The 17298-nt window shown below is 63.1% G+C and carries 19 protein-coding genes and 1 pseudogene; 10 read left to right on the top strand and 10 right to left on the bottom strand.

Features of this window, described 5'->3' with window-relative positions; genetic code table 11:
• Nucleotides 1-378, top strand: a pseudogene (locus tag LKE06_RS25285) (hypothetical protein); the annotation flags it as partial.
• Between the two features lie 8 nt (nucleotides 379-386).
• On the opposite strand, the gene LKE06_RS25290 reads toward LKE06_RS25285, so the two are convergent.
• The 5 genes from LKE06_RS25290 to LKE06_RS25310 form a co-directional block, all read right to left on the bottom strand.
• Nucleotides 387-1091, bottom strand: a complete 705-nt coding sequence (locus LKE06_RS25290; RefSeq protein WP_228001984.1) for a formylglycine-generating enzyme family protein — start codon at nucleotides 1089-1091, stop codon at nucleotides 387-389.
• Between the two features lie 287 nt (nucleotides 1092-1378).
• Nucleotides 1379-3010, bottom strand: a complete 1632-nt coding sequence (locus LKE06_RS25295; protein ID WP_228001866.1) for an MDR family MFS transporter — start codon at nucleotides 3008-3010, stop codon at nucleotides 1379-1381.
• Nucleotides 3003-3518 (bottom strand): MarR family winged helix-turn-helix transcriptional regulator, encoded by a 516-nt coding sequence (locus LKE06_RS25300; protein ID WP_228001867.1) that lies wholly within the window; start codon nucleotides 3516-3518, stop codon nucleotides 3003-3005. Before LKE06_RS25300 ends, LKE06_RS25295 begins: the two co-directional genes overlap by 8 nt.
• Before the next feature lie 169 nt (nucleotides 3519-3687).
• Entirely contained in the window at nucleotides 3688-4083 is a 396-nt protein-coding gene (locus LKE06_RS25305; RefSeq protein WP_228001868.1) for a TY-Chap domain-containing protein, read from the bottom strand.
• 414 nt (nucleotides 4084-4497) lie between these two features.
• Nucleotides 4498-4875 (bottom strand): VOC family protein, encoded by a 378-nt coding sequence (locus tag LKE06_RS25310; protein ID WP_228001869.1) that lies wholly within the window; start codon nucleotides 4873-4875, stop codon nucleotides 4498-4500.
• 80 nt (nucleotides 4876-4955) lie between these two features.
• Between LKE06_RS25310 and LKE06_RS25315 the strand changes: the two genes are divergently transcribed.
• The 3 genes from LKE06_RS25315 (at nucleotide 4956) to LKE06_RS25325 (ending at nucleotide 6798) form a co-directional block, all read left to right on the top strand.
• On the top strand, nucleotides 4956-5702 hold the full coding sequence (locus LKE06_RS25315; protein ID WP_228001870.1) for a TetR/AcrR family transcriptional regulator: 747 nt from the start codon (nucleotides 4956-4958) through the stop codon (nucleotides 5700-5702).
• A gap of 304 nt (nucleotides 5703-6006) precedes the next feature.
• Entirely contained in the window at nucleotides 6007-6417 is a 411-nt protein-coding gene (locus LKE06_RS25320; protein ID WP_228001871.1) for a VOC family protein, read from the top strand.
• Between the two features lie 132 nt (nucleotides 6418-6549).
• Nucleotides 6550-6798, top strand: a complete 249-nt coding sequence (locus LKE06_RS25325) for a CAP domain-containing protein (protein ID WP_228001872.1) — start codon at nucleotides 6550-6552, stop codon at nucleotides 6796-6798.
• 77 nt (nucleotides 6799-6875) lie between these two features.
• On the opposite strand, the gene LKE06_RS25330 is transcribed toward LKE06_RS25325, so the two are convergent.
• A complete protein-coding gene (locus tag LKE06_RS25330) occupies nucleotides 6876-7523 on the bottom strand; it encodes a TetR/AcrR family transcriptional regulator (RefSeq protein WP_228001873.1) in 648 nt (215 codons plus the stop codon).
• 251 nt (nucleotides 7524-7774) lie between these two features.
• Between LKE06_RS25330 and LKE06_RS25335 the strand changes: the two genes are divergently transcribed.
• Nucleotides 7775-8701 (top strand): metal-dependent hydrolase, encoded by a 927-nt coding sequence (locus tag LKE06_RS25335; protein ID WP_228001874.1) that lies wholly within the window; start codon nucleotides 7775-7777, stop codon nucleotides 8699-8701.
• Nucleotides 8701-9861: a DUF7802 domain-containing protein gene (locus tag LKE06_RS25340; protein ID WP_228001875.1), complete on the top strand. Its 1161-nt coding sequence runs from the start codon at nucleotides 8701-8703 to the stop codon at nucleotides 9859-9861. Before LKE06_RS25335 ends, LKE06_RS25340 begins: the two co-directional genes overlap by 1 nt.
• 391 nt (nucleotides 9862-10252) lie before the next feature.
• Here the strand turns inward: LKE06_RS25340 and LKE06_RS25345 are convergent, their stop codons facing one another.
• Nucleotides 10253-10825: a TetR/AcrR family transcriptional regulator gene (locus tag LKE06_RS25345; protein ID WP_228001876.1), complete on the bottom strand. Its 573-nt coding sequence runs from the start codon at nucleotides 10823-10825 to the stop codon at nucleotides 10253-10255.
• A gap of 101 nt (nucleotides 10826-10926) precedes the next feature.
• Between LKE06_RS25345 and LKE06_RS25350 the strand changes: the two genes are divergently transcribed.
• The 3 genes from LKE06_RS25350 (at nucleotide 10927) to LKE06_RS25360 (ending at nucleotide 12490) form a co-directional block, all read left to right on the top strand.
• On the top strand, nucleotides 10927-11436 hold the full coding sequence (locus LKE06_RS25350) for a hypothetical protein (RefSeq protein WP_228001877.1): 510 nt from the start codon (nucleotides 10927-10929) through the stop codon (nucleotides 11434-11436).
• Between the two features lie 451 nt (nucleotides 11437-11887).
• Nucleotides 11888-12079, top strand: a complete 192-nt coding sequence (locus LKE06_RS25355; RefSeq protein ID WP_228001878.1) for a hypothetical protein — start codon at nucleotides 11888-11890, stop codon at nucleotides 12077-12079.
• Between the two features lie 72 nt (nucleotides 12080-12151).
• Nucleotides 12152-12490 (top strand): hypothetical protein, encoded by a 339-nt coding sequence (locus LKE06_RS25360; RefSeq protein WP_228001879.1) that lies wholly within the window; start codon nucleotides 12152-12154, stop codon nucleotides 12488-12490.
• A 771-nt stretch (nucleotides 12491-13261) separates the two neighbouring features.
• Here LKE06_RS25360 and LKE06_RS25365 read toward each other — a convergent pair.
• The 3 genes from LKE06_RS25365 to LKE06_RS25375 form a co-directional block, all read right to left on the bottom strand.
• On the bottom strand, nucleotides 13262-14029 hold the full coding sequence (locus LKE06_RS25365) for a fumarylacetoacetate hydrolase family protein (protein WP_228001880.1): 768 nt from the start codon (nucleotides 14027-14029) through the stop codon (nucleotides 13262-13264).
• A 93-nt stretch (nucleotides 14030-14122) separates the two neighbouring features.
• Nucleotides 14123-15163, bottom strand: coding sequence for a zinc-dependent alcohol dehydrogenase (locus LKE06_RS25370; protein ID WP_228001881.1), 1041 nt, complete (start codon nucleotides 15161-15163; stop codon nucleotides 14123-14125).
• Nucleotides 15160-16071, bottom strand: a complete 912-nt coding sequence (locus tag LKE06_RS25375; RefSeq protein WP_228001882.1) for a dihydrodipicolinate synthase family protein — start codon at nucleotides 16069-16071, stop codon at nucleotides 15160-15162. Before LKE06_RS25375 ends, LKE06_RS25370 begins: the two co-directional genes overlap by 4 nt.
• A 118-nt stretch (nucleotides 16072-16189) precedes the next feature.
• On the opposite strand from LKE06_RS25375, the gene LKE06_RS32970 reads away from it, so the two are divergent.
• Nucleotides 16190-16969 carry an IclR family transcriptional regulator gene (locus LKE06_RS32970; RefSeq protein WP_228001883.1) on the top strand — a complete coding sequence of 260 codons (780 nt, stop codon included), beginning with the start codon at nucleotides 16190-16192 and terminating at the stop codon, nucleotides 16967-16969.
• Nucleotides 16970-17298 lie beyond the last annotated feature (329 nt).

Below are 17298 nucleotides of genomic sequence, written 5' to 3' on the forward strand. Positions count from 1 at the left end.
TGGCGCGGACTACTGCTGCTGATACAGCGCAGCGACACCGGAATTCAGCAAATTGTCGCACGCCTGGTCGCCGACCTATCGGACTCGTCCGTGGCCACTCTGCCCTCGATCGCTGCCGAAACCGGCCTATGGCCGCAGCTACTCCAAGTGCTCGCCAGCGGCGACACCAGCGTGCACACCCGAATCGGCGCGGTATGGGCCCGACTGCCTCCCGAGCGCCGAGCCGGTCTGGAACTGCACATCCACGAACTCCAACTCGATACTCACATGGCCGCGATCACGTCCCAGATCCCCACGATCTCGGTAGAGGAGGTCTTCTTCAGAAGACGCCAAATGCGCCGCCACCGAGGCACTTCCGATAGCTGGCCCACCAGATGAGCCGTTCGTCACGGCCGACTTCGCGTCGCGTGCAGACGGGTGTGGCAGTTGCTGGAAGTCGGTGACGGGCAAGTCAGCGACCGGGCGACGCGGAACCCCACATCGTCGATTCGGAAGGTGGGATGGCTGCGACGGCGGACCGACGCGCGGCAGCTCCACTGCTGGTCGGACCATCCGCCACCGCGCAGTACCCGGTATTCGCCGTACACCTCGGCGTCGTAGATATCCCAGCACCAATTCCATACATTGCCCAGCATGTCGTAGAAGCCCCACGCATTGGGCCGCTTACCGCCCACCTCGTGACTGCGATCATCGGAATTGCCGCCGTACCAGGCAATCTCATCGAGCGGCCCATAACGTGGCCCATTACTTCCGGCCCGGCACGCGTACTCCCACTCCGCTTCGGCCGGCAACCGGTATCCGTCGGCGACGGTGTCCCATTCGACCTGTTCATCGTCTTGAAGGCGGTACGCGGGTGTCAACCCTTCCAATAGCGACGCGGCATTGCAGAAGCCGATCGCATCCCACCACGACACGCCCTCGACCGGCCGCCGATCGCCCCGCGCGGCGCTCGGGCGCTCCCCTGTGACCTCCGCATACTGCGCCTGGGTAATCGGGAACGCCGCCACCTCACACGCCGCGACGGTAACCGGCCAACTGCGCTGCGTCCGCCGATCCGACAGCGTCACCTGCCCCTCGCCGATGGCCACCATCTCGATTCCCGCACTCGCACCCACGGCGCCCCATGCTAGTTGTCGCCCACGGCGGTCTCACGCACCAGAGTGCCTGCGGCGATACCAGGTTTCATGGCGCCCCAGCCACCAGCCCCCTACGCCCATTCGCAGCGTCGCATCCATCGGCCGACGGTGGGATACCGAAGCCCAAGGCGCACTACCGGTTCCGGTAATCGCCCGGAGCTGCTCGCATATATGGATAGAGCACCGGCCGGGGCCGGTGCTCTATCCGATGGTTCCCTAGTTTTCGCGCTGGAATCCGGTAACTACGCGCGCAGAGCCGGTTCCAGTTCACCCTCGCGGTCCATCTCGGCGGACTCGGTGTCAGCCTCCGCGCGCATCGGGTCGAGGGTGGGGTCGATGTCGATCGTGCGACGCAGCGGCTTGTTCGGCAGCAGCGCGGTCGCGACGAGCGCGACGACCGTCATGGCGGCGGCGATGAGGAATATCCGCCCGGTCGCGTCGCCGTAGGAGGCGCGCACGATCGCGACCACCGGTCCGGGCAAGGCCCCCAGATCCAGGCTGCCGCCGCCTGAGGAGCCGGCGGGAATGCCGAGCTCGGCGAATCCCTGCGCCGATAGTTCGCCAACCCGGGTCGCCAGCACCGAACCGAGCACCGATACCCCGATCGCTCCACCCATGGTGCGGAAGAACGCGATACTGCTCGACGCCGCGCCGATATTGTGCACGCTCACGGTGTTCTGTACGGCCAGCACGAGATTCTGCATCATCATGCCCATGCCGAGCCCGACAATGGCGATGTAGAAGCCGACCAGCCAGATACTCGTCGCGTGATCGATCGTCGAGAGCAGCCCGAATCCGACCACCAACAGCGCGCCCCCGGCGACCACGAACCGCTTCCACTTACCGAAACGAGTAATCAACTGCCCCGAGACAACCGACGCGACCAGCGTGCCCGCCACCATGGGGATGGTCAGCACACCTGCCACGGTCGGCGAATATCCGCGCGCGGTCTGGAAGTACTGCCCCAGGAAGGTAGTCGCGCCGAACATCCCGATACCGACCGCGATCGAGGCGATGATCGCCAGGCCAGTGGTGCGTTCGGTGATGATCCGCAAGGGGATGATCGGCGCCTTGGCGCGTGACTCGACCCATACAGTTGCCACCAGCAGCAGCACACCCGCGGCGACGTAGAGCGCCGACTCACGGGACAACCAGGCGTAGTAACCGGCCTTCCCGGCGAACGAAACCCAGATGAGCAGTACCGACACACCGCCGGTCAGCAGTGCGGCGCCGAGCCAATCGATCGACACCCCGTCCTTGCGCTCGGTCGGCAGACGCAGAGTTCGCTGCAACAGGAACAACGCGATCACCGCGAGCGGCACGCACACGAAGAAGCACCAGCGCCAGCCCAGCGAGCTATCGACGATGACACCACCGAGAATGGGGCCACCGGACATCGAAACCGCCATCACGGCGCCCATGTAGCCGGAGTACCGTCCGCGTTCGCGCGGCGCCACAATGGAGCCGATGATCGCGACCACGAGCGCGGTCAACCCGCCCATGCCGATCCCTTGGACAACGCGGGCAATCAGCAGCATGGCCATATTGCCTGCGAAGCCCGCGACGATCGAGCCGACGACGAAGATAATGATGGCCGACTGCACGAGCAGTTTCTTGTTGAACAGATCGGCGAACTTGCCCCAGATCGGCGTTGACGCGGCGTTGGCCAGCAGTGCCGCCGTGATGACCCAGGCATACGCGGTCTGCGACCCGTGCAAATCTCCGATGATGGTGGGCAGCGCCGTCGCGACGATAGTGGTGCTCAGCAGCGCCGTGAACAGCGCCGCGAGCAGCCCCGTCATCGCTTCCAGGATTTCGCGGTGAGTCATCGCACTCGGATCGCGCCGCGTCACCGCCTCGACTGAACTAGACATTCACTTCCTGACTCTCTGTAGCTGCGGCGCTCTGTTGCGAAACGGGCTGATCCGCGCTCACCGCGGTGCGGTGCGCGTGCGCGGTCAGTGAGTTCCTGAGCTTCTGAATTCCGGCGCAAGCCTGCTCGGCCTCGTCCTCACTCCAATCCGCGAGGGCGCTGCGCAAGCCCTGTGCCCGCGACATCCGAATGCGCGCGAGCAGGTCACGCCCCTCGTTGGTGACCTGGATGCGGGTCGCCCTGCCATCGTCGGGATCGGCGTGACGGCTGATCAACCCGGAGCCGACCAACTCCGTGACGTGCCTGCTCAACACCGATGGGCTGATACACAGGTCCACCGCCAGATCCACCTGACGACACGAGCCCTTGGAATCGAGAGTGCCGAGCACACCGATGCCACCCGGAAGCAGGTGCCCTTCCTCCGAATGCAGCAGGGCCACACGGATCGCGCGGCTGATCAAGTAGAGCTCCCGGATCAGGCTCTGTGCCGTATCGGATGACACTGCCATGTCCACTCCAACGTACGAGGTTAATTGCTTGCAGCATGCAACTTTATTCTAGTTACCTGTACTAAGCAATTAGATGTTCGGCAGCTCACAATCCAGTGATCGCGCCGCACCCGTCAGTGCGCGACGGGACGGGCCTTTCGCCGCGATGGCGTGCCATGCTCGCGAGCGTTCACCAAGTCTCGACCGCGATCACCGACGGGTCATCGATCTCGAGGACATCGCGCAGAGCGGAAACGATGGTACGCACCAGCCGATCACGGACGAGATCGCTTGCGCCCATTTCGAGTTCGTAGCTCTGTGTTCCACGAGTAAACCCGAGACGGGTGAGGGTGGCTATCTGTTCATCGCTGTAGGCCGGCTCGGCCGGGATATCGGCGCGCCCACGCAGCCGCTGCCACAGCGACCGCGATCGTTGACGGCCAGGATCGACCACCTCGACGCGAATGCCCTCGTCGCCGGTCATCCATTGCACGTAGCCAACGGACTCCACGGTGATCACGCCCGTCCCGTCACGGCCCATCGTGCGCTCCACGGCGTTCAGCACACGCTTTCCGAGTTCGTCCATGTTCGCCTCCCGTCGACGAGAAAACACGGTACCGCTCGACTTACCGGCATCGGCGCTGTTCGGCGAACCGCAGTCAGGCGAGACCTACTCGTCCATCGTCAACTCCGTGCGCGCCGATTTCGCACGCCCCAAGTTCTCGGGAGCTGCGACTGCTCCAGCTCACAGCATGTAACAGTCGCCGCGACCGAGAGCACAGCGGCAAGACAGGCGACAAACACCCACCGCCAGCGAGACTGACGACCAGGGACCGACCCGGCGACTCCGGCTCGGCCCCCTTCCCATCTGGTCGGGCGACCGTCAATGATGGTGGCGGTCGCTACGACGCGACGTGGGAGTCGACAGTGCGTCCTGCGGCGTGATCAAATTCGCTCGCTCGGGCCGTCTCGTTCTGCGCGGGTGGTCGACATGGGGCGGTCAGACCCACTGCACGAGCTGCCACACGATGCCGTTGGGGTCGGAGAACTGGCAGTAGCGCTCACCCCACGGCTCGGTCTCCAGCTCGGTGACCACCGTGGCGCCGGCGGCAGAGATGCGGGCGAACTCGGCGTCAACATCCTCGACGACGAACACCACGAGCGTGCCTTGCCCGGCCGATCCGGCGATCGACTCCGGCTTGAACGAGCCGAGGCCGGTGCGCAGAAGGACCACATTGAGCCCGGCATCGGGGTGGGTCAGAGATATAAAGCCGTCCGCGGACATCGCCTCGATGAACCCGAAGTTCTGCTTGGCGAAGGCGGCCGAGGCGTCAGGGTCAGGGACGTTCAGGGACAGAGCGGTGGCGGTGATCTTCATACGGAGCCTCCCAGTAGACAAACCTTGTGCAATGTATAAGGTAATGGATTCCAAGAGTATTCCCAACCCGGAGGCGCCATATGGCTCACGAGCTGATCGACCTACTGTGGCGCGACCACTCAGCCGCCCCGCAGGGCGGCGCCCGTGGACCGCGCGCGAAAGTGACGACGTCGGAGGCCGTGGACGCAGCGATCGGGCTGGCCGACGCAGAGAACCTGAATGCTGTGACAGTGCGCCGTCTGGCCGCGGACCTGGGCATCTCGACGATGGCTGTCTACACGCACGTCGGATCTCGTGATGACCTGCTGGTCCTTATGATCGATGCCGTGCACGCTCGCCAGCCGCGGCCGCCGTACGGGTCCGAGCTCTGGCAGGAGCGGGTGTGGCAGATCGCCGAGGCCGACCTGGCCCTCTACGCCGCGCACTGCTGGCTGCTGGATGTGACCGACCAGCGCTCCTCGCTGGGGCCCGGGACTATCGCCAAGTACGACCACGAACTACACGCCTTCGACGGCACCGGGCTGAGCGACATCGACCGCGACGCGGCCCTGACGTTCGTCGCGGACTTCGTTCGGGCTTCCGCTCAGGCCCATCGCCCAGACCCGCATGCAGCGGACACGGCCGAGGTCTGGCTCGCCTGGAACCAGCGCCTGGCCGGCTATCTCGGCGATTCCTACCCGCTGGCTCAGCAGGTAGGCGCCGCCGCCGGCGCGGCGATGAACGCTGCCTACAGCCCCGACCACGCCTGGGCCTTCGGCCTGGAACGAGTCCTCGACGCCCTGACAGCCCTCATCCGCACCGAGAGACGCAGACCCATCGATGGGTAGTACGTTGACCGGCAAGTACTCGGCTGCGTACGTCGGTGGCTGAGGCCGGACCCATCGCCCCGCGCAGGGCTTGCCGGGGCAGCGTCAACGCCCTACCGCCGGAACCGATTTCGATGATGGGCCCATCCGGTTGCGAAATAAGGCCAACGATCGTCTCGACCGCTTCGCGGTAGGTAGCAGTACCACCCCGGCCGTCGACAACCTCCTGACCCGCAACACCTAGCCGGGCGGATCTCGCCGATCGACGGCAACCAATCAGGAATCGAGAAGCGCCGACCCGCGAGCCACACTTAACGTAGCCGTCATGGACATCATCATTTACCAGACCTTCCTCCCCCATGACGACCCGGACGCGACCCTGGCTTTCTATCGCGACACCCTCGGCTTCGAAGTGCGTAACGACGTCGGATACAACGGGCTGCGCTGGATCACGGTAGGCCCCGTCGGACAGCCAGACACGTCCATCGTTCTGCACCCGCCTGCCGCCGACCCCGGCATCACCGACGGCGAGCGCCGCACCATCGCCGAAATGATGGCCAAGGGCACCTATGCCAGCATCAACCTGGCCGCCAAGGATCTCGACGATGTATTCGAGCGGCTGCAAGCCGGCGGCGCCGAGGTCGTCCAGGAGCCGACCGACCAGCCGTATGGGGTACGTGACTGCTCCTTCCGCGATCCCGCGGGCAACCTGCTTCGCATTCAGGAACTGCGCTGAACCATCCCCGCGGCGATCAACCGCGCCAATCGCCGACGGTGTGGTTCGCCGACGGTGCAGACACCCGGTTGATCCCTGACGAGCGGTGCCGCGAAACTCCGACGCGTCCGATTCCACGCGGACAACGGCTCGGTGTCCCATAAGGATCTGGACGCGAAGTACGGCGAAAACCTATTCCTCGCCAGCAGTGACGACGCCGAACCGACACCTGCCGCCGACGCCGTCGACTTCTGGAAGAACGAGCAACAGCACTACGAGTACGGCACCGGCGATCCGGCCCCGGGGACCGAGAACTTCACACAAATGGTCTGGAAGGCGACCACCAGTGTCGGCGTCACCCGAGCCTGCGTGCTCGCACCCGACTCCGACGATCCCGGCTAGACCTACATCATCGCGATCTACCAGCCACCCGGCAACATTCCGGGCGAATACCGCGACAACGTGCTACCCGCCGTCGATTAGACCGCGGCCCCGGGCGTGACCACTCGAGCGCTCGCGGGTGGCTTCATTTGGGCGATAATCGCCGCTCCCATCCAGCGGCGTAAGTACCGCCGCAGCTCATCCTCGCTGCGCGGCGGATTGCCCGGGGACGCGAAGAACGATTGCATCGTTCGCAGGACGTACTCGACAAGCTCTTGAAGAGACGCGTCGTCGTATCCGTAGTGCGCCCAATCGATATCGAAGCGCTTGATCATCGTCATTCCGAAGCTTTGCGCCTCTTCGGAGGTGAGGCTGTCGGGCTGGACATTCGAATACGTACTCGACAGCAGAATCCCCAGATGGGGTGTTCGGCGGACCTCGGCCAGCGTGTAAACCACGCCCTCGGTCATCGCTTCGACGGGGTCTTCGATACCACTGACCTGCTGCGTCAGCCGATCGAGAAAACCAGCGACCGACGCGATTGCCGCCGCCCGCATCAGAGCGTCCGCACTGGGAAAGTATCGGTACACCGTCTGCCGGATGACGCCGAGCGAATCCGCGACCTCGGCAATGCTGATCTCCGAACTCGTTTGTCCGATCAGATCGACGGCAGCGGCGACAATTCGACGAGACGCGTCTTCATCGCTGTCCGGCGGACTACCGCCCCACCCACGCCTTCCTGCCACTGCCCGCTTCCTCGGCTCGAATCATGTCCCTCATGCGCAAACCCCGCAGCGGGAATCCCGCCGACTGTCCAGGTTCAGGGGCTCGACGGTATCACGAGGCCAGCCCACCTCCCGTCCTGCGATTCGAGACCCCTGCGCCGATTTTGATCATACACATCGACAGTTGTATGTATGATCTCAGCCATTGTCGCTGCGGAACATCCAAGCGCAACCACCGGACCAGACCACTCTGAATGACGAGGTACAGCCCAGTGACCGAGCTACAAGTCCGAAAGATGCGTTTCGCGTTCGCGGACTACGACGTGCCCTTCCTGTGGAACGAACAGAATCCGGCCTTCTCGTCGATGGCCAATGCGGTGTCCTTCCTGGCGATCGGCTTCGAAAAGATGATCGTCAACATGATTCGCGAGACCATGCCACTGATAACCGATTCCGCGGTCGCGGAGGAAGCCGACGCATTCGTGCGGCAGGAGGGGCAACACTCCACTGCCCATCGCCAACACGCCAACGGTCTGATCAAGCGATACCCGGGGCTCAAGGAGACTCTCAACGCGGTAATCGCGGAATTCGACAGCCTCACCGTGAACACCTCGGTCAACTACCGACTTGCCTATACCGCCGACTTGGAGGCGACCTTCACCCCGGTGTTCAAGCTGATGCTCGACAATGATTCGACCCTGTTCCGACCGGGAGACGACCGCGTCGCGTCATTGTTCATCTGGCATTTCGTCGAGGAAGTCGAACATCGGAGTTCCGCGCTCATCATCTTCGAGTCCGTTGTCGGAAGCGATGTCTACCGGATGCGCATGGCTCCGTCGATATTCGGGCACGTGATGAAGGTGATCAGATTGGCGTGCGCAGGCTTCAACAAGCATGTCCCACTGGAGGATCGGAAGATCGACGCACTATCGATGTTCGCGTCCCACCGGCGCAAGACGAAACTGCGTAAGGCATTGCGGCTACCCACGGAAGACAACGGCCCCATGCCGCGCGCCTTCGACGATCTACCACTCGGCGAGCAACTCACCGCGCTGGTAGGCGTCGTCCGCAGTCAGCTGCCGAAGCACAACCCCGACCACGAGAAACTACCCGTACTCGCCGACGTCTGGTTCGAGCGCTACAAAGCCGGCTACGACGTATCGCACTGGTACACCGCCGCATCACGGCAGGTGAACTGATGACCGATCACTGCGCACCCACTTTCGAACGGCTCGCGACGGCACTCGGCTTCTCGTGCCGGGAGGCCGGTGGCCTCGTCGAACTGCGAAATCCTTTCGGGTTGGAAAACTGGACGCTGCCAGTACTCGAATTCACTATCATCCTGGGCGCAATACTGGCGCTGATATACGCGATCGTGCGCTTGCGCCGGCACGGCGACCCCACCAATCTGGTGGTGTGGTTCGGCGCAACCGCATACCTCTTCGTTATCGAACCACCCCTATACTTTCCCGCGGCCTTCGGTATCGAGGCGCACGTCGACACGATGTTCGCGCACAATGTCTTCACCGTGGACTTCCTGTGGGGCCGACTCCCGTTGTATATCGTCGCGATCTACCCATTGATGGCCACATTGGCCTTCGAGATCGTCAGAACGCTGGGGGTATTCCGCCGGTACGGGGTTCTTGTCGGCGCGGTCTGCGTCGGCTTCGTCCACCACGCCTTCTATGAGATCTTCGACCATCTCGGACCGCAGTTACGGTGGTGGGAGTGGTCGACCGACAACCCGATAAATCAACCGATGTTCGATTCGGTACCACTTCCGAGTGTGGTGGTATTCGCGGCTTTGTGGCCGATGTCTCTCGCGTTCTGTGTCCAGTTATTCGTCGGCCGCCACGTCGACCAGGGCCAGACCTTCTCCGGACCACAGTTGGTCTGGCGAACTGTCGTTATCGGCATACTCGGTTCTTTGGGTACAGCCATTTTGCCAATGCCCGCAACGCTGTTCGGTGCCGGCAGCACCACGTTGCGGGGATTTCTATACGCGGCCGAACTGGTCATTGTCGCCATTGTCGCTGTCCCGATTCTCACTCGCCAATGGCTTCGGCTACGGCGTGACGAGTCGAATGCTCCGCATTACACAAACGACCTCGTCCGCATCTACAGCGTGGTGTACCTGTGCGTCATGGCGTTACTCTGGGTGACCGCGTTGCCCGACTTCCTCGACGCCACCGACGGTTTGACAAGTGCGGGAGACCCCCTCGGTAATCTCTGGTACACGCTGTCATGCTTCGCTGTGGCAATCCTCTGTGTAATCGCCATATTCACCGTGCCGCGCAGAAGGGCCGAAGAGAAAACCATTCCGTCCGCAGGAGACCGTGCAGCAACTCAAACGACATAGCGGACGCGTTCCCGAACCGCGCTCGGCGGACGGCGGGTCCAGTACCGTAGACGCGGCAGATTCGCGGTGAGTGGATTCGATAGTCAGGGTGCGTGGCGCGCGGGCGCACAATCTGCGCCCGTGGCATACCGGATGACCTCATCACGGAAGATTTCGATCTCGACGCAAGCCGGTGGGAGAGCACAGAATTCGTCGCGCCGACCCGGCGCGGTCCACGGCTCGACATCCGGACCACCGGCGGCACGCCCCCAGCAGCGTCCGCCACCATGCGGGAACAGAGACGGTCCGACCGCCCAGCGTGACTGCTGTTACCAGATCGCCGAAAAGCGTGCCGTCGGCTGCGACGACCCGCACACGGTCCGGCAGGGCGTGAGAAAGCCGGTTGAGCAGTTCACCGATCGCTGTCGCCGGATGGTTGCCCGAATATGATGGCGGCGGCGTGGGCCCAGACCTCGTCGCGGGCCGCCCCGACGCCATGATCGGCGACCAAGAAGTGCTCACCGATCCGCGCGCAGAAGGCGAGCAGACTGCGGGCTTCGATATCGACCGGGTCGGTGCAGAAGGTGCCGATCATGTCGCGGAGCAGCTGCATGCGTTCGTTGTCGACGCGACGCAGCCGGGCGGCGACGTTCTCGTCGCGCCGAGCCCAGTCGCGGATCGCAAGGTCGATCGGCAGCAGGTCCGCGGAGAAGGTGAGCGCTCCGGCCAACTGCATCTTCCTTCGGACGTCGCCGTCGTCGTGCCGGACGCGGTCGAGCACGTCGTCGACACTGCGCCGTTCCCAGGTATCCAGCATTGCTTCCAGCAGTGCGTTCCGGTCGGTGAAGTAACCGTAGAATCCGCCCTTCGTCACCCCGAGCGTCTTCGCAAGCGCTTCGATTCGGACCGCGTCGGGACCGCCACTTGCCAGCGCCCGCAACCCTTCCTCGATCCACCTATCGCTTGGTGTTCGCGTCGCACCCATGGCATGCCTCCCTTCACAGATCAGACATCTATACGCAACCGTATAAATGAACTAACCTTCTGATATACGCAACCGTATATCAGAAGTGCGAGGTCATCAAAATGACAACCGATCATCGAGATCACTCGACCGAAAAAGAATCCCAGCCGATCGCCTTCCAACAGCATGAGGTTTCCGAGTCGATCCGTGCGCACAGCACAACCGCCGATCCCGACTACATCGACCAGTTCACACTCACAACGAACGCTGCTGCGATCGGGTCGCCGGAACAGTGGGCGCGGGCGTCACTCGAAGACGCCGCGGGCCTCAAGGGACAGGCCATCTGGCGAGTCCTGCTCGGCCTGCGGCTCGCATGGCGATCCTCGCCCGAGCAGGTGGCCTATTGGCCGATTGTCGATCGCGGTGACACCTGGATCACTCTCAGTTCCCATTCCTGGATGCTCACCGGCAGTCTCGTCATCGAGGTCGACGACGATCACGCCTCACTGGCAACGTTCATTCGCTACGAACGCTCGATAGGTGAGCGCATCTGGACAACCGTGTCAGCCAATCACCGAAGCCTGGCACCCAGCCTGCTCCGTGCGGCATGGAACATCCAGAAGGTGGGATGATGCCGCCTGCGGCACTATAGAACGGCCATACGCGGCGTGCGGGTTTGGTTCGCGATCAAACATCTCAAATGCAGAATATCCATGAACATAAATAAGCAGGCAGCGGAGTCCGCGCCGGCGCCGAATTCTACGGGCGGTTCGATATTCGGAGGATTCAATGAACCACGAAGAGCGCTCGAACCGGTTCAGCCAGGAGCAGCGACCCAACGCCGGCGGGCAAACTCCGAACCCATCGCTCGCCGGAGTCCTCGCGACAGGGCTGCAACTCCTCGGCATAGGCTCCGATGACATCGCCCATCGCCCGTGGCTTCACCAGCCGACACCGGAAGTTCTGGTTCGGGGCGGGGTCGGCTGGTAGCGACGGCAACATCGCAGGCCCCCTTTGGGCTCGGGCCGATCGACGGCAGCACTCTCAGCTCCGGAGCTACAGGCCGTCCGGGACATCACGGAATTGAAGGGACCGTTCCAGGGCGTCTACTACGACCTGATGGTGATGCTGGATATCTTCTCCCGCAAGGTCATTCACCACATGCTGGTGCCGGCCGAGTCGGCGGTGGCTGCGGCGAAGTTCATGCGCGAGGCGTTCGCCGCCAACGACGGCGTCGTGCCGCCCATGTTCATTCCGACAGCGGAACCTCGATGACCAGCAAGAACGTCGCACAATTGTTGGTCGACCTCGGTATCACCCGCAGCCTGTCACGCCCACACGTGAGTAATGACAACCCCCTTTTCCGAAAGCGGCTTCACCCTGAAGTATTGCCCGGCGTTCCCAGAACGGTTCTCCTCCACCAACGAGTCAAAACGATTCTGCGACAGGTTCTTTGACTACTACAGCACCGAAACCGCCACTCCGGGATCGGCCTACACCCCGGCATCGGTCCACAACGGCACCGCCAGCGCGATCCGAGCCAAGCACACGGAAACCCTCACTGCCGCCTACACCGCCAACCCTGACCGATTCCGCCGAAACTGCCAGCAGCAGTCTGGATCAACCCGCCACCGAAGAAGAACACCGACACAGAACAAGCAGCCTGAACCGTCTCATCCGGTTTGACAGACTCCGCATGCGCGATGCTGCTCAGCGATCCGGTTGGAATCCGGATCATCCCCGCATGCGCGGGGAGCACAAGACCACCGACCGAATTGCCGACGCCCAAACCGGATCATCCCCGCGTGCGCGGGGAGCACACTGTTGACCTGGCAGTTTCCTCAACGATCCATCGATTTTCATTCGGTTTGTTCACATCAGGTCGCTCAACTCCAGAGCGACACCATCGTAGTCAACCAGCTCCTCAACACATAAACCTCGCGCAACAGAACAAGAGAATCGATCCGTCGCTCACCACACGAACAATTGGCCATTCAGATTCAGACCACATGGTCACACTGCTCGTCGACATCAACCCACGATCACCTCCCTCCCCGTTGCCACCGGCATCCTCAGGCCTGCAGCCAGACTCATCAGCCAGACTCATCAGCCAGACCCATCGGTTGATTGCTTATGACTATCGACGGCACGTGAAAACTGATCACTGCGTCGAGTAGCCACCCTCCTCGACCGCATGTGAGCCGCCATCTCTGGCCCGCCCGGCAACGGTGCCGTTGGTGCCGGGACATCGAAAATCCGCGTCAGCCCGAGGCATTGAGACAAGGCCGGCGACACCACATCTACGTCGGTGCCGACAAGATCGACGAGCAGCCGGCTACGTGCCTTCTCGACGGTGAACCTCGGCTTTGACCTGCTCGAGCCGATCCGACCGCTTCGGCGACCGGCCACCTCCGCTGCGCACGGTCGCCTCACCAGTCCCGATGAGGTGGCTTGCCGTTAGCCCTCGAACTGGGTCCTCTGACGTCCCATCGTGTCGATCTCGATCTCAACCACGTCACCGGCGCGGAGATATGGGAAGCGTCCCGAGAGCGCTACGCCCTCCGGTGTGCCGGTGTTCACCAGGTCGCCGGGTTCCAAGACCATGTACTGCGACAGGTGCCAAATGAGGTAAGGAACCGAGAAGATCATGTCCTTCGTGTTCGAATCCTGACGGGGTTCACCGTTGACCCAGGATCGAAGCCCGAGGCAACTGGAGTCCACCTCGGAAGCGGAAACGAGCGCCGGTCCCAGCGGATTGAAGTTCGCGCAGTTCTTGCCCTTCGACCACTGACCGCCGGACTGCTCGAGCTGGAACGCACGTTCGGACACGTCGTTGCTGACTACGTACCCGGCGATGTGGGCCATAGCCTCGTCGATGGACCGGAGGTAGCTCGTTCGTTTTCCGATCACCACGCCCAGTTCGACCTCCCAATCGGTTTTTTCGCTGCCGGGCGGCAGCGGTACCGGATCATATGGTCCAACGATCGTGTTGGGGTGTTTGAAGAAGATGATGGGAGTTTCCGGCGGGTTGTCGCCCGACTCCGCGGCATGTGCCGCGTAGTTCTGCCCGACGCACACGATTGCGCCCGGTCGCGCGATCGGTGCACCGATTCGTGCGCTGCGGAGTTCTTCCGACGCTGGAACGAGATGGCCTGCCTCGAGAGCCTCACGCACTCGCACGATGCCGTTCTCTGCCAGGAACGCTCCGTCAATATCCGAGGTCATCGAATCAAGTCGATAGATCGCCCCGTCGTCGCCTTTGGCGACCGGGATCTCATGGCCTGGGGTGCCTAGCCTTTGAAGCTGCATTCTCGCTACCTAACTCTTATTTTCGACTGTCGGTTGCAGCAGGACGAGCACTTTTCCTGCAGTGAGATCTCCGGAGGCCAACTGCGCGAACGCTGCTGGAGCTTCGGGCAGGGATACTCGTCGCTCGACGAGGATGGACAACGTGTCCGGATGTTCGGTCGCCCATTGGGCCGCTGCCCGAAACTCGTTGGGGGAATACGAGAACGATCCAATTAACGCGCGCTCGGCGGTGCTGACGGTGAAGGCAGCGAGTTCGATCGACGGGCTCGCCATACCGACGAGAACCACGTTTCCGCCCACTCGCGTGGTTGACAGGGCCGCCCCGATCGTGGCCGACAGTCCCACCGCATCGATGGTCACATCGGCGAGGCGCCCCGTGTGTCGGCGCATCTCCTCGTCCAAGGTGCTCGATACGGGGTCAATTGCGTGAGCTCCAAGCCTGCGGCACAGCGCCCTCCTCGCCGCGTTCGGCTCGCTGACGGTGACCAACGCGCCGGCGTGCTTCGCTGCGATCGCCGCGGCCTGACCGATAGGCCCGCCCCCGATGATCAGTACGCACTGGTCGGGTTGGACGGCTCCACGAGCGACGGCATGGAAGCCGACCGCCAGCGGCTCGATCAACGCACCATATTCGGCGGGGAACTCGGCTGGCAGCAGGGTGATATTCCTGGCTGGGACAGCAACGTATTCCGCGAATCCCGCGGAGATCTGCGGATCCACACCGATCACTCGCCGATCTCCGCAATGGTGGTCATTGCCCGAATCGCAACCGGAGCAGCTTCCACATGAAAGCACCGGATTGAACGTCGCAAGACTCCCGACCGGGACGTCGTCCACATCGGCGCCACACCTGGCGACGTAGCCGACAGATTCGTGTCCCATGACCTGGCCGGGTACCCGGCGACCATTTTCCCCGGTGTACCCGTGTAGGTCGGAGCCGCAAATCCCGGTGGCCGTGAGTTTGAGCAGGACCTCGTCCGGTCCGACCGTCGGCGTCGGACGGTCCTCGATAACCAACCGGCCGAACTCCTCGAGTACCAGGGCTTTCACTTCTTGCCTCCGCGCACAACGTGGTTCAGCTGGTCGAACATCCGATCGGCCACGATCCTGGTGGCCTCGTCGATCCGGTAGGAGGCCGGCTCACGTACGTATTGCGTTTCCAAGACGTTCTGCTTGTGCAGCAGATACTTCTCGACCGCGATGTAGGTGTCGAGCCCCGGGCTGAGGCTTACCAGCGGCAACAGTGCCGAGTGGATCTCGTCCGCACGGGCGACCTGCTTGTTCTCCAGCGCATACCAGAGAGCCTTGACGGCCCAGGTGAGATCCGATCCGGGCATCGTCCCCACGACACCACGCGGGTAAGTGTCGATCAGCGCGCTTCCTCCGCTGCCTTCGAAGGCCTGGGCACGCTGGCCCGTTGCATCCATCAACGCGGTCAGGCGTGGGCCGAGCGGAACCGCTTCGGGTTTGAAGAGAATCTTCTCGGCACCGAAGTCTTCCAGCAGTCGCGCCTGCAAGGAGATCGACATCGGGGTGCCGACGTATCCGCTCGCGTCCTGCACGATCAACGGCAGGACGGTCGAGTCGGCGATCGCCGAAAAATAGCCCAAGAGCTGGTCGTCCGCCAGCGGCACCGAGATTGGCGGAATCGCCATAATGGCGGTTGCGCCGGTGGTCTCCGCGCTCTTCGCCAGGCGAGTCGCCAGGTGCGTGCTCTCGTGGCCAACGCTGACAACGACACTGCCGCGGTCCGCGCTTGCGGCCACCACAGCTGCGGCGAGCGACTCACGTTCGCTCACGCTGAGTCGCAGAATTTCGGAGACCATGGCGATCGTCACGCCGTCGGCTCCCTGCTCGTACTGCCAGTCGACGAGCCGCTCGAGCTGAGTTCTGTCAATCTCGCTGTGCCGGTCAAACGGCGTCGCGAGTACCGGTAGAACGCCACCTGCCATTTGCATACGTACCCCTTTGTTTCGGCTGACCCGAAGCGCGTTCGGTCCACACGAATCATGCGGTCTGGCGTCGGGCAATGTCAATCGATTTTGAAAATCCCCTCCAAAGTGCGACTCTCGTTCGGTGGCTCCGAACGAATCGCGTTATCGCGTCCAGAGTCTCGATCGTGCGATCGACGCACTCGAGGTCATCAAGGATGCCGGCAAGGGGTTGACCGTCACCGAGGTCGCGGCGCAGATAGGCGCGTCTAAGAGCGCCACCTTCGCCACCCTGTACACCCTGGTCGAGCGGGGTTTCGTCATATCCGACGGGCAGGGCGCGGGACGCGTCTATCGCTTGGGCTTCGCGCTGGCGCTTCTCGGCCATCACGCACTCGCGCAGACCTCGCTACGCGATGCGGCGATGCCATTCCTTCGGTCGCTGACGGAGCAGACGGGGCTGTCGTCCCGGGTCGCCGCCTACCAAAACGATGCCGCGGTTATCGTCGGCCAGGTCGACGCTCCCGGCCAGGTGAGGTTCGATCTCAAGATGGGCGACCGGGAACTGTTGCACTGCACCGGCGTCGGCAAGGCGATACTCGCTCAGCTGCCCGACTCGCGCGTGGGTGAGATCGTCAGCGATTCCGGCCTGCCCCGCCGAACCTCGAGAACGATCACCGATGTTGACGACCTGATCGCCAGTCTCGCCGAAGTGCGGCAACGCGGGTACGCCGTCGATCGCGAAGAAGATGCCGAAGGCATCGTGTGTATCGGTGCGCCCGTATGGGATCATCGCAGGTCCAACGTCGGAGCGATCAGCGCGACCGGCCTGCGGGTCTCCATGCAGGAGAAAGATATTCATCGGTTGGGCGAGGCAGTGCGCTCTCACGCGCAGCGACTCTCGCGCCACCTCGAGGGGCTCTGAGATCTGAACCGAGAGGGCGCCTGTCTCCCCGTCGAGGTAGGCGCGGATTGATCTTCGAGACCTCGGGCGCGGCGATGTCAACCCCGGGTCCGAGGTCGACGACGAGCCGAGCATGAAGGGCGGCACGGCCTGTCGACGGGGTCGGGTTCGATGCCCAGCAAAAGGCCTGGTGAATCGTCGACTATTCGACCGTCGACCTGGCGGTTAGTCATGCCGCGAGTACCGTTATCGCTGGTCATACGAGGATGTCGCTGAGTTGGTGGTGACCGGCGCCGATCCGTTCGGCGGTCTCGGCGTCGGCGTCTCGAGCTGCGCGCCTCGAGCCCATC

Origin of the sequence: Nocardia australiensis (assembly GCF_020733705.1) — a bacterium.
Lineage (GTDB): Bacteria > Actinomycetota > Actinomycetes > Mycobacteriales > Mycobacteriaceae > Nocardia > Nocardia australiensis.

Bases quoted from the DNA above. Each gene is read 5' to 3' on its own strand.
- LKE06_RS25300 (WP_228001867.1), bottom strand. From the start codon at position 3,518: ATGGCAGTGTCATCCGATACGGCACAGAGCCTGATCCGGGAGCTCTAC.
- LKE06_RS25295 (WP_228001866.1), bottom strand. From the start codon at position 3,010: ATGTCTAGTTCAGTCGAGGCGGTGACGCGGCGCGATCCGAGTGCGATG.
- LKE06_RS25340 (WP_228001875.1), top strand. From the start codon at position 8,701: ATGACCGATCACTGCGCACCCACTTTCGAACGGCTCGCGACGGCACTC.
- LKE06_RS25345 (WP_228001876.1), bottom strand. From the start codon at position 10,825: ATGGGTGCGACGCGAACACCAAGCGATAGGTGGATCGAGGAAGGGTTG.
- LKE06_RS25365 (WP_228001880.1), bottom strand. From the start codon at position 14,029: ATGACCTCGGATATTGACGGAGCGTTCCTGGCAGAGAACGGCATCGTG.
- LKE06_RS25310 (WP_228001869.1), bottom strand. From the start codon at position 4,875: ATGAAGATCACCGCCACCGCTCTGTCCCTGAACGTCCCTGACCCTGAC.
- LKE06_RS25375 (WP_228001882.1), bottom strand. From the start codon at position 16,071: ATGCAAATGGCAGGTGGCGTTCTACCGGTACTCGCGACGCCGTTTGAC.
- LKE06_RS25290 (WP_228001984.1), bottom strand. From the start codon at position 1,091: ATGGTGGCCATCGGCGAGGGGCAGGTGACGCTGTCGGATCGGCGGACG.
- LKE06_RS25350 (WP_228001877.1), top strand. From the start codon at position 10,927: ATGACAACCGATCATCGAGATCACTCGACCGAAAAAGAATCCCAGCCG.
- LKE06_RS25305 (WP_228001868.1), bottom strand. From the start codon at position 4,083: ATGGACGAACTCGGAAAGCGTGTGCTGAACGCCGTGGAGCGCACGATG.
- LKE06_RS25360 (WP_228001879.1), top strand. From the start codon at position 12,152: ATGACAACCCCCTTTTCCGAAAGCGGCTTCACCCTGAAGTATTGCCCG.
- LKE06_RS25320 (WP_228001871.1), top strand. From the start codon at position 6,007: ATGGACATCATCATTTACCAGACCTTCCTCCCCCATGACGACCCGGAC.
- LKE06_RS25315 (WP_228001870.1), top strand. From the start codon at position 4,956: ATGGCTCACGAGCTGATCGACCTACTGTGGCGCGACCACTCAGCCGCC.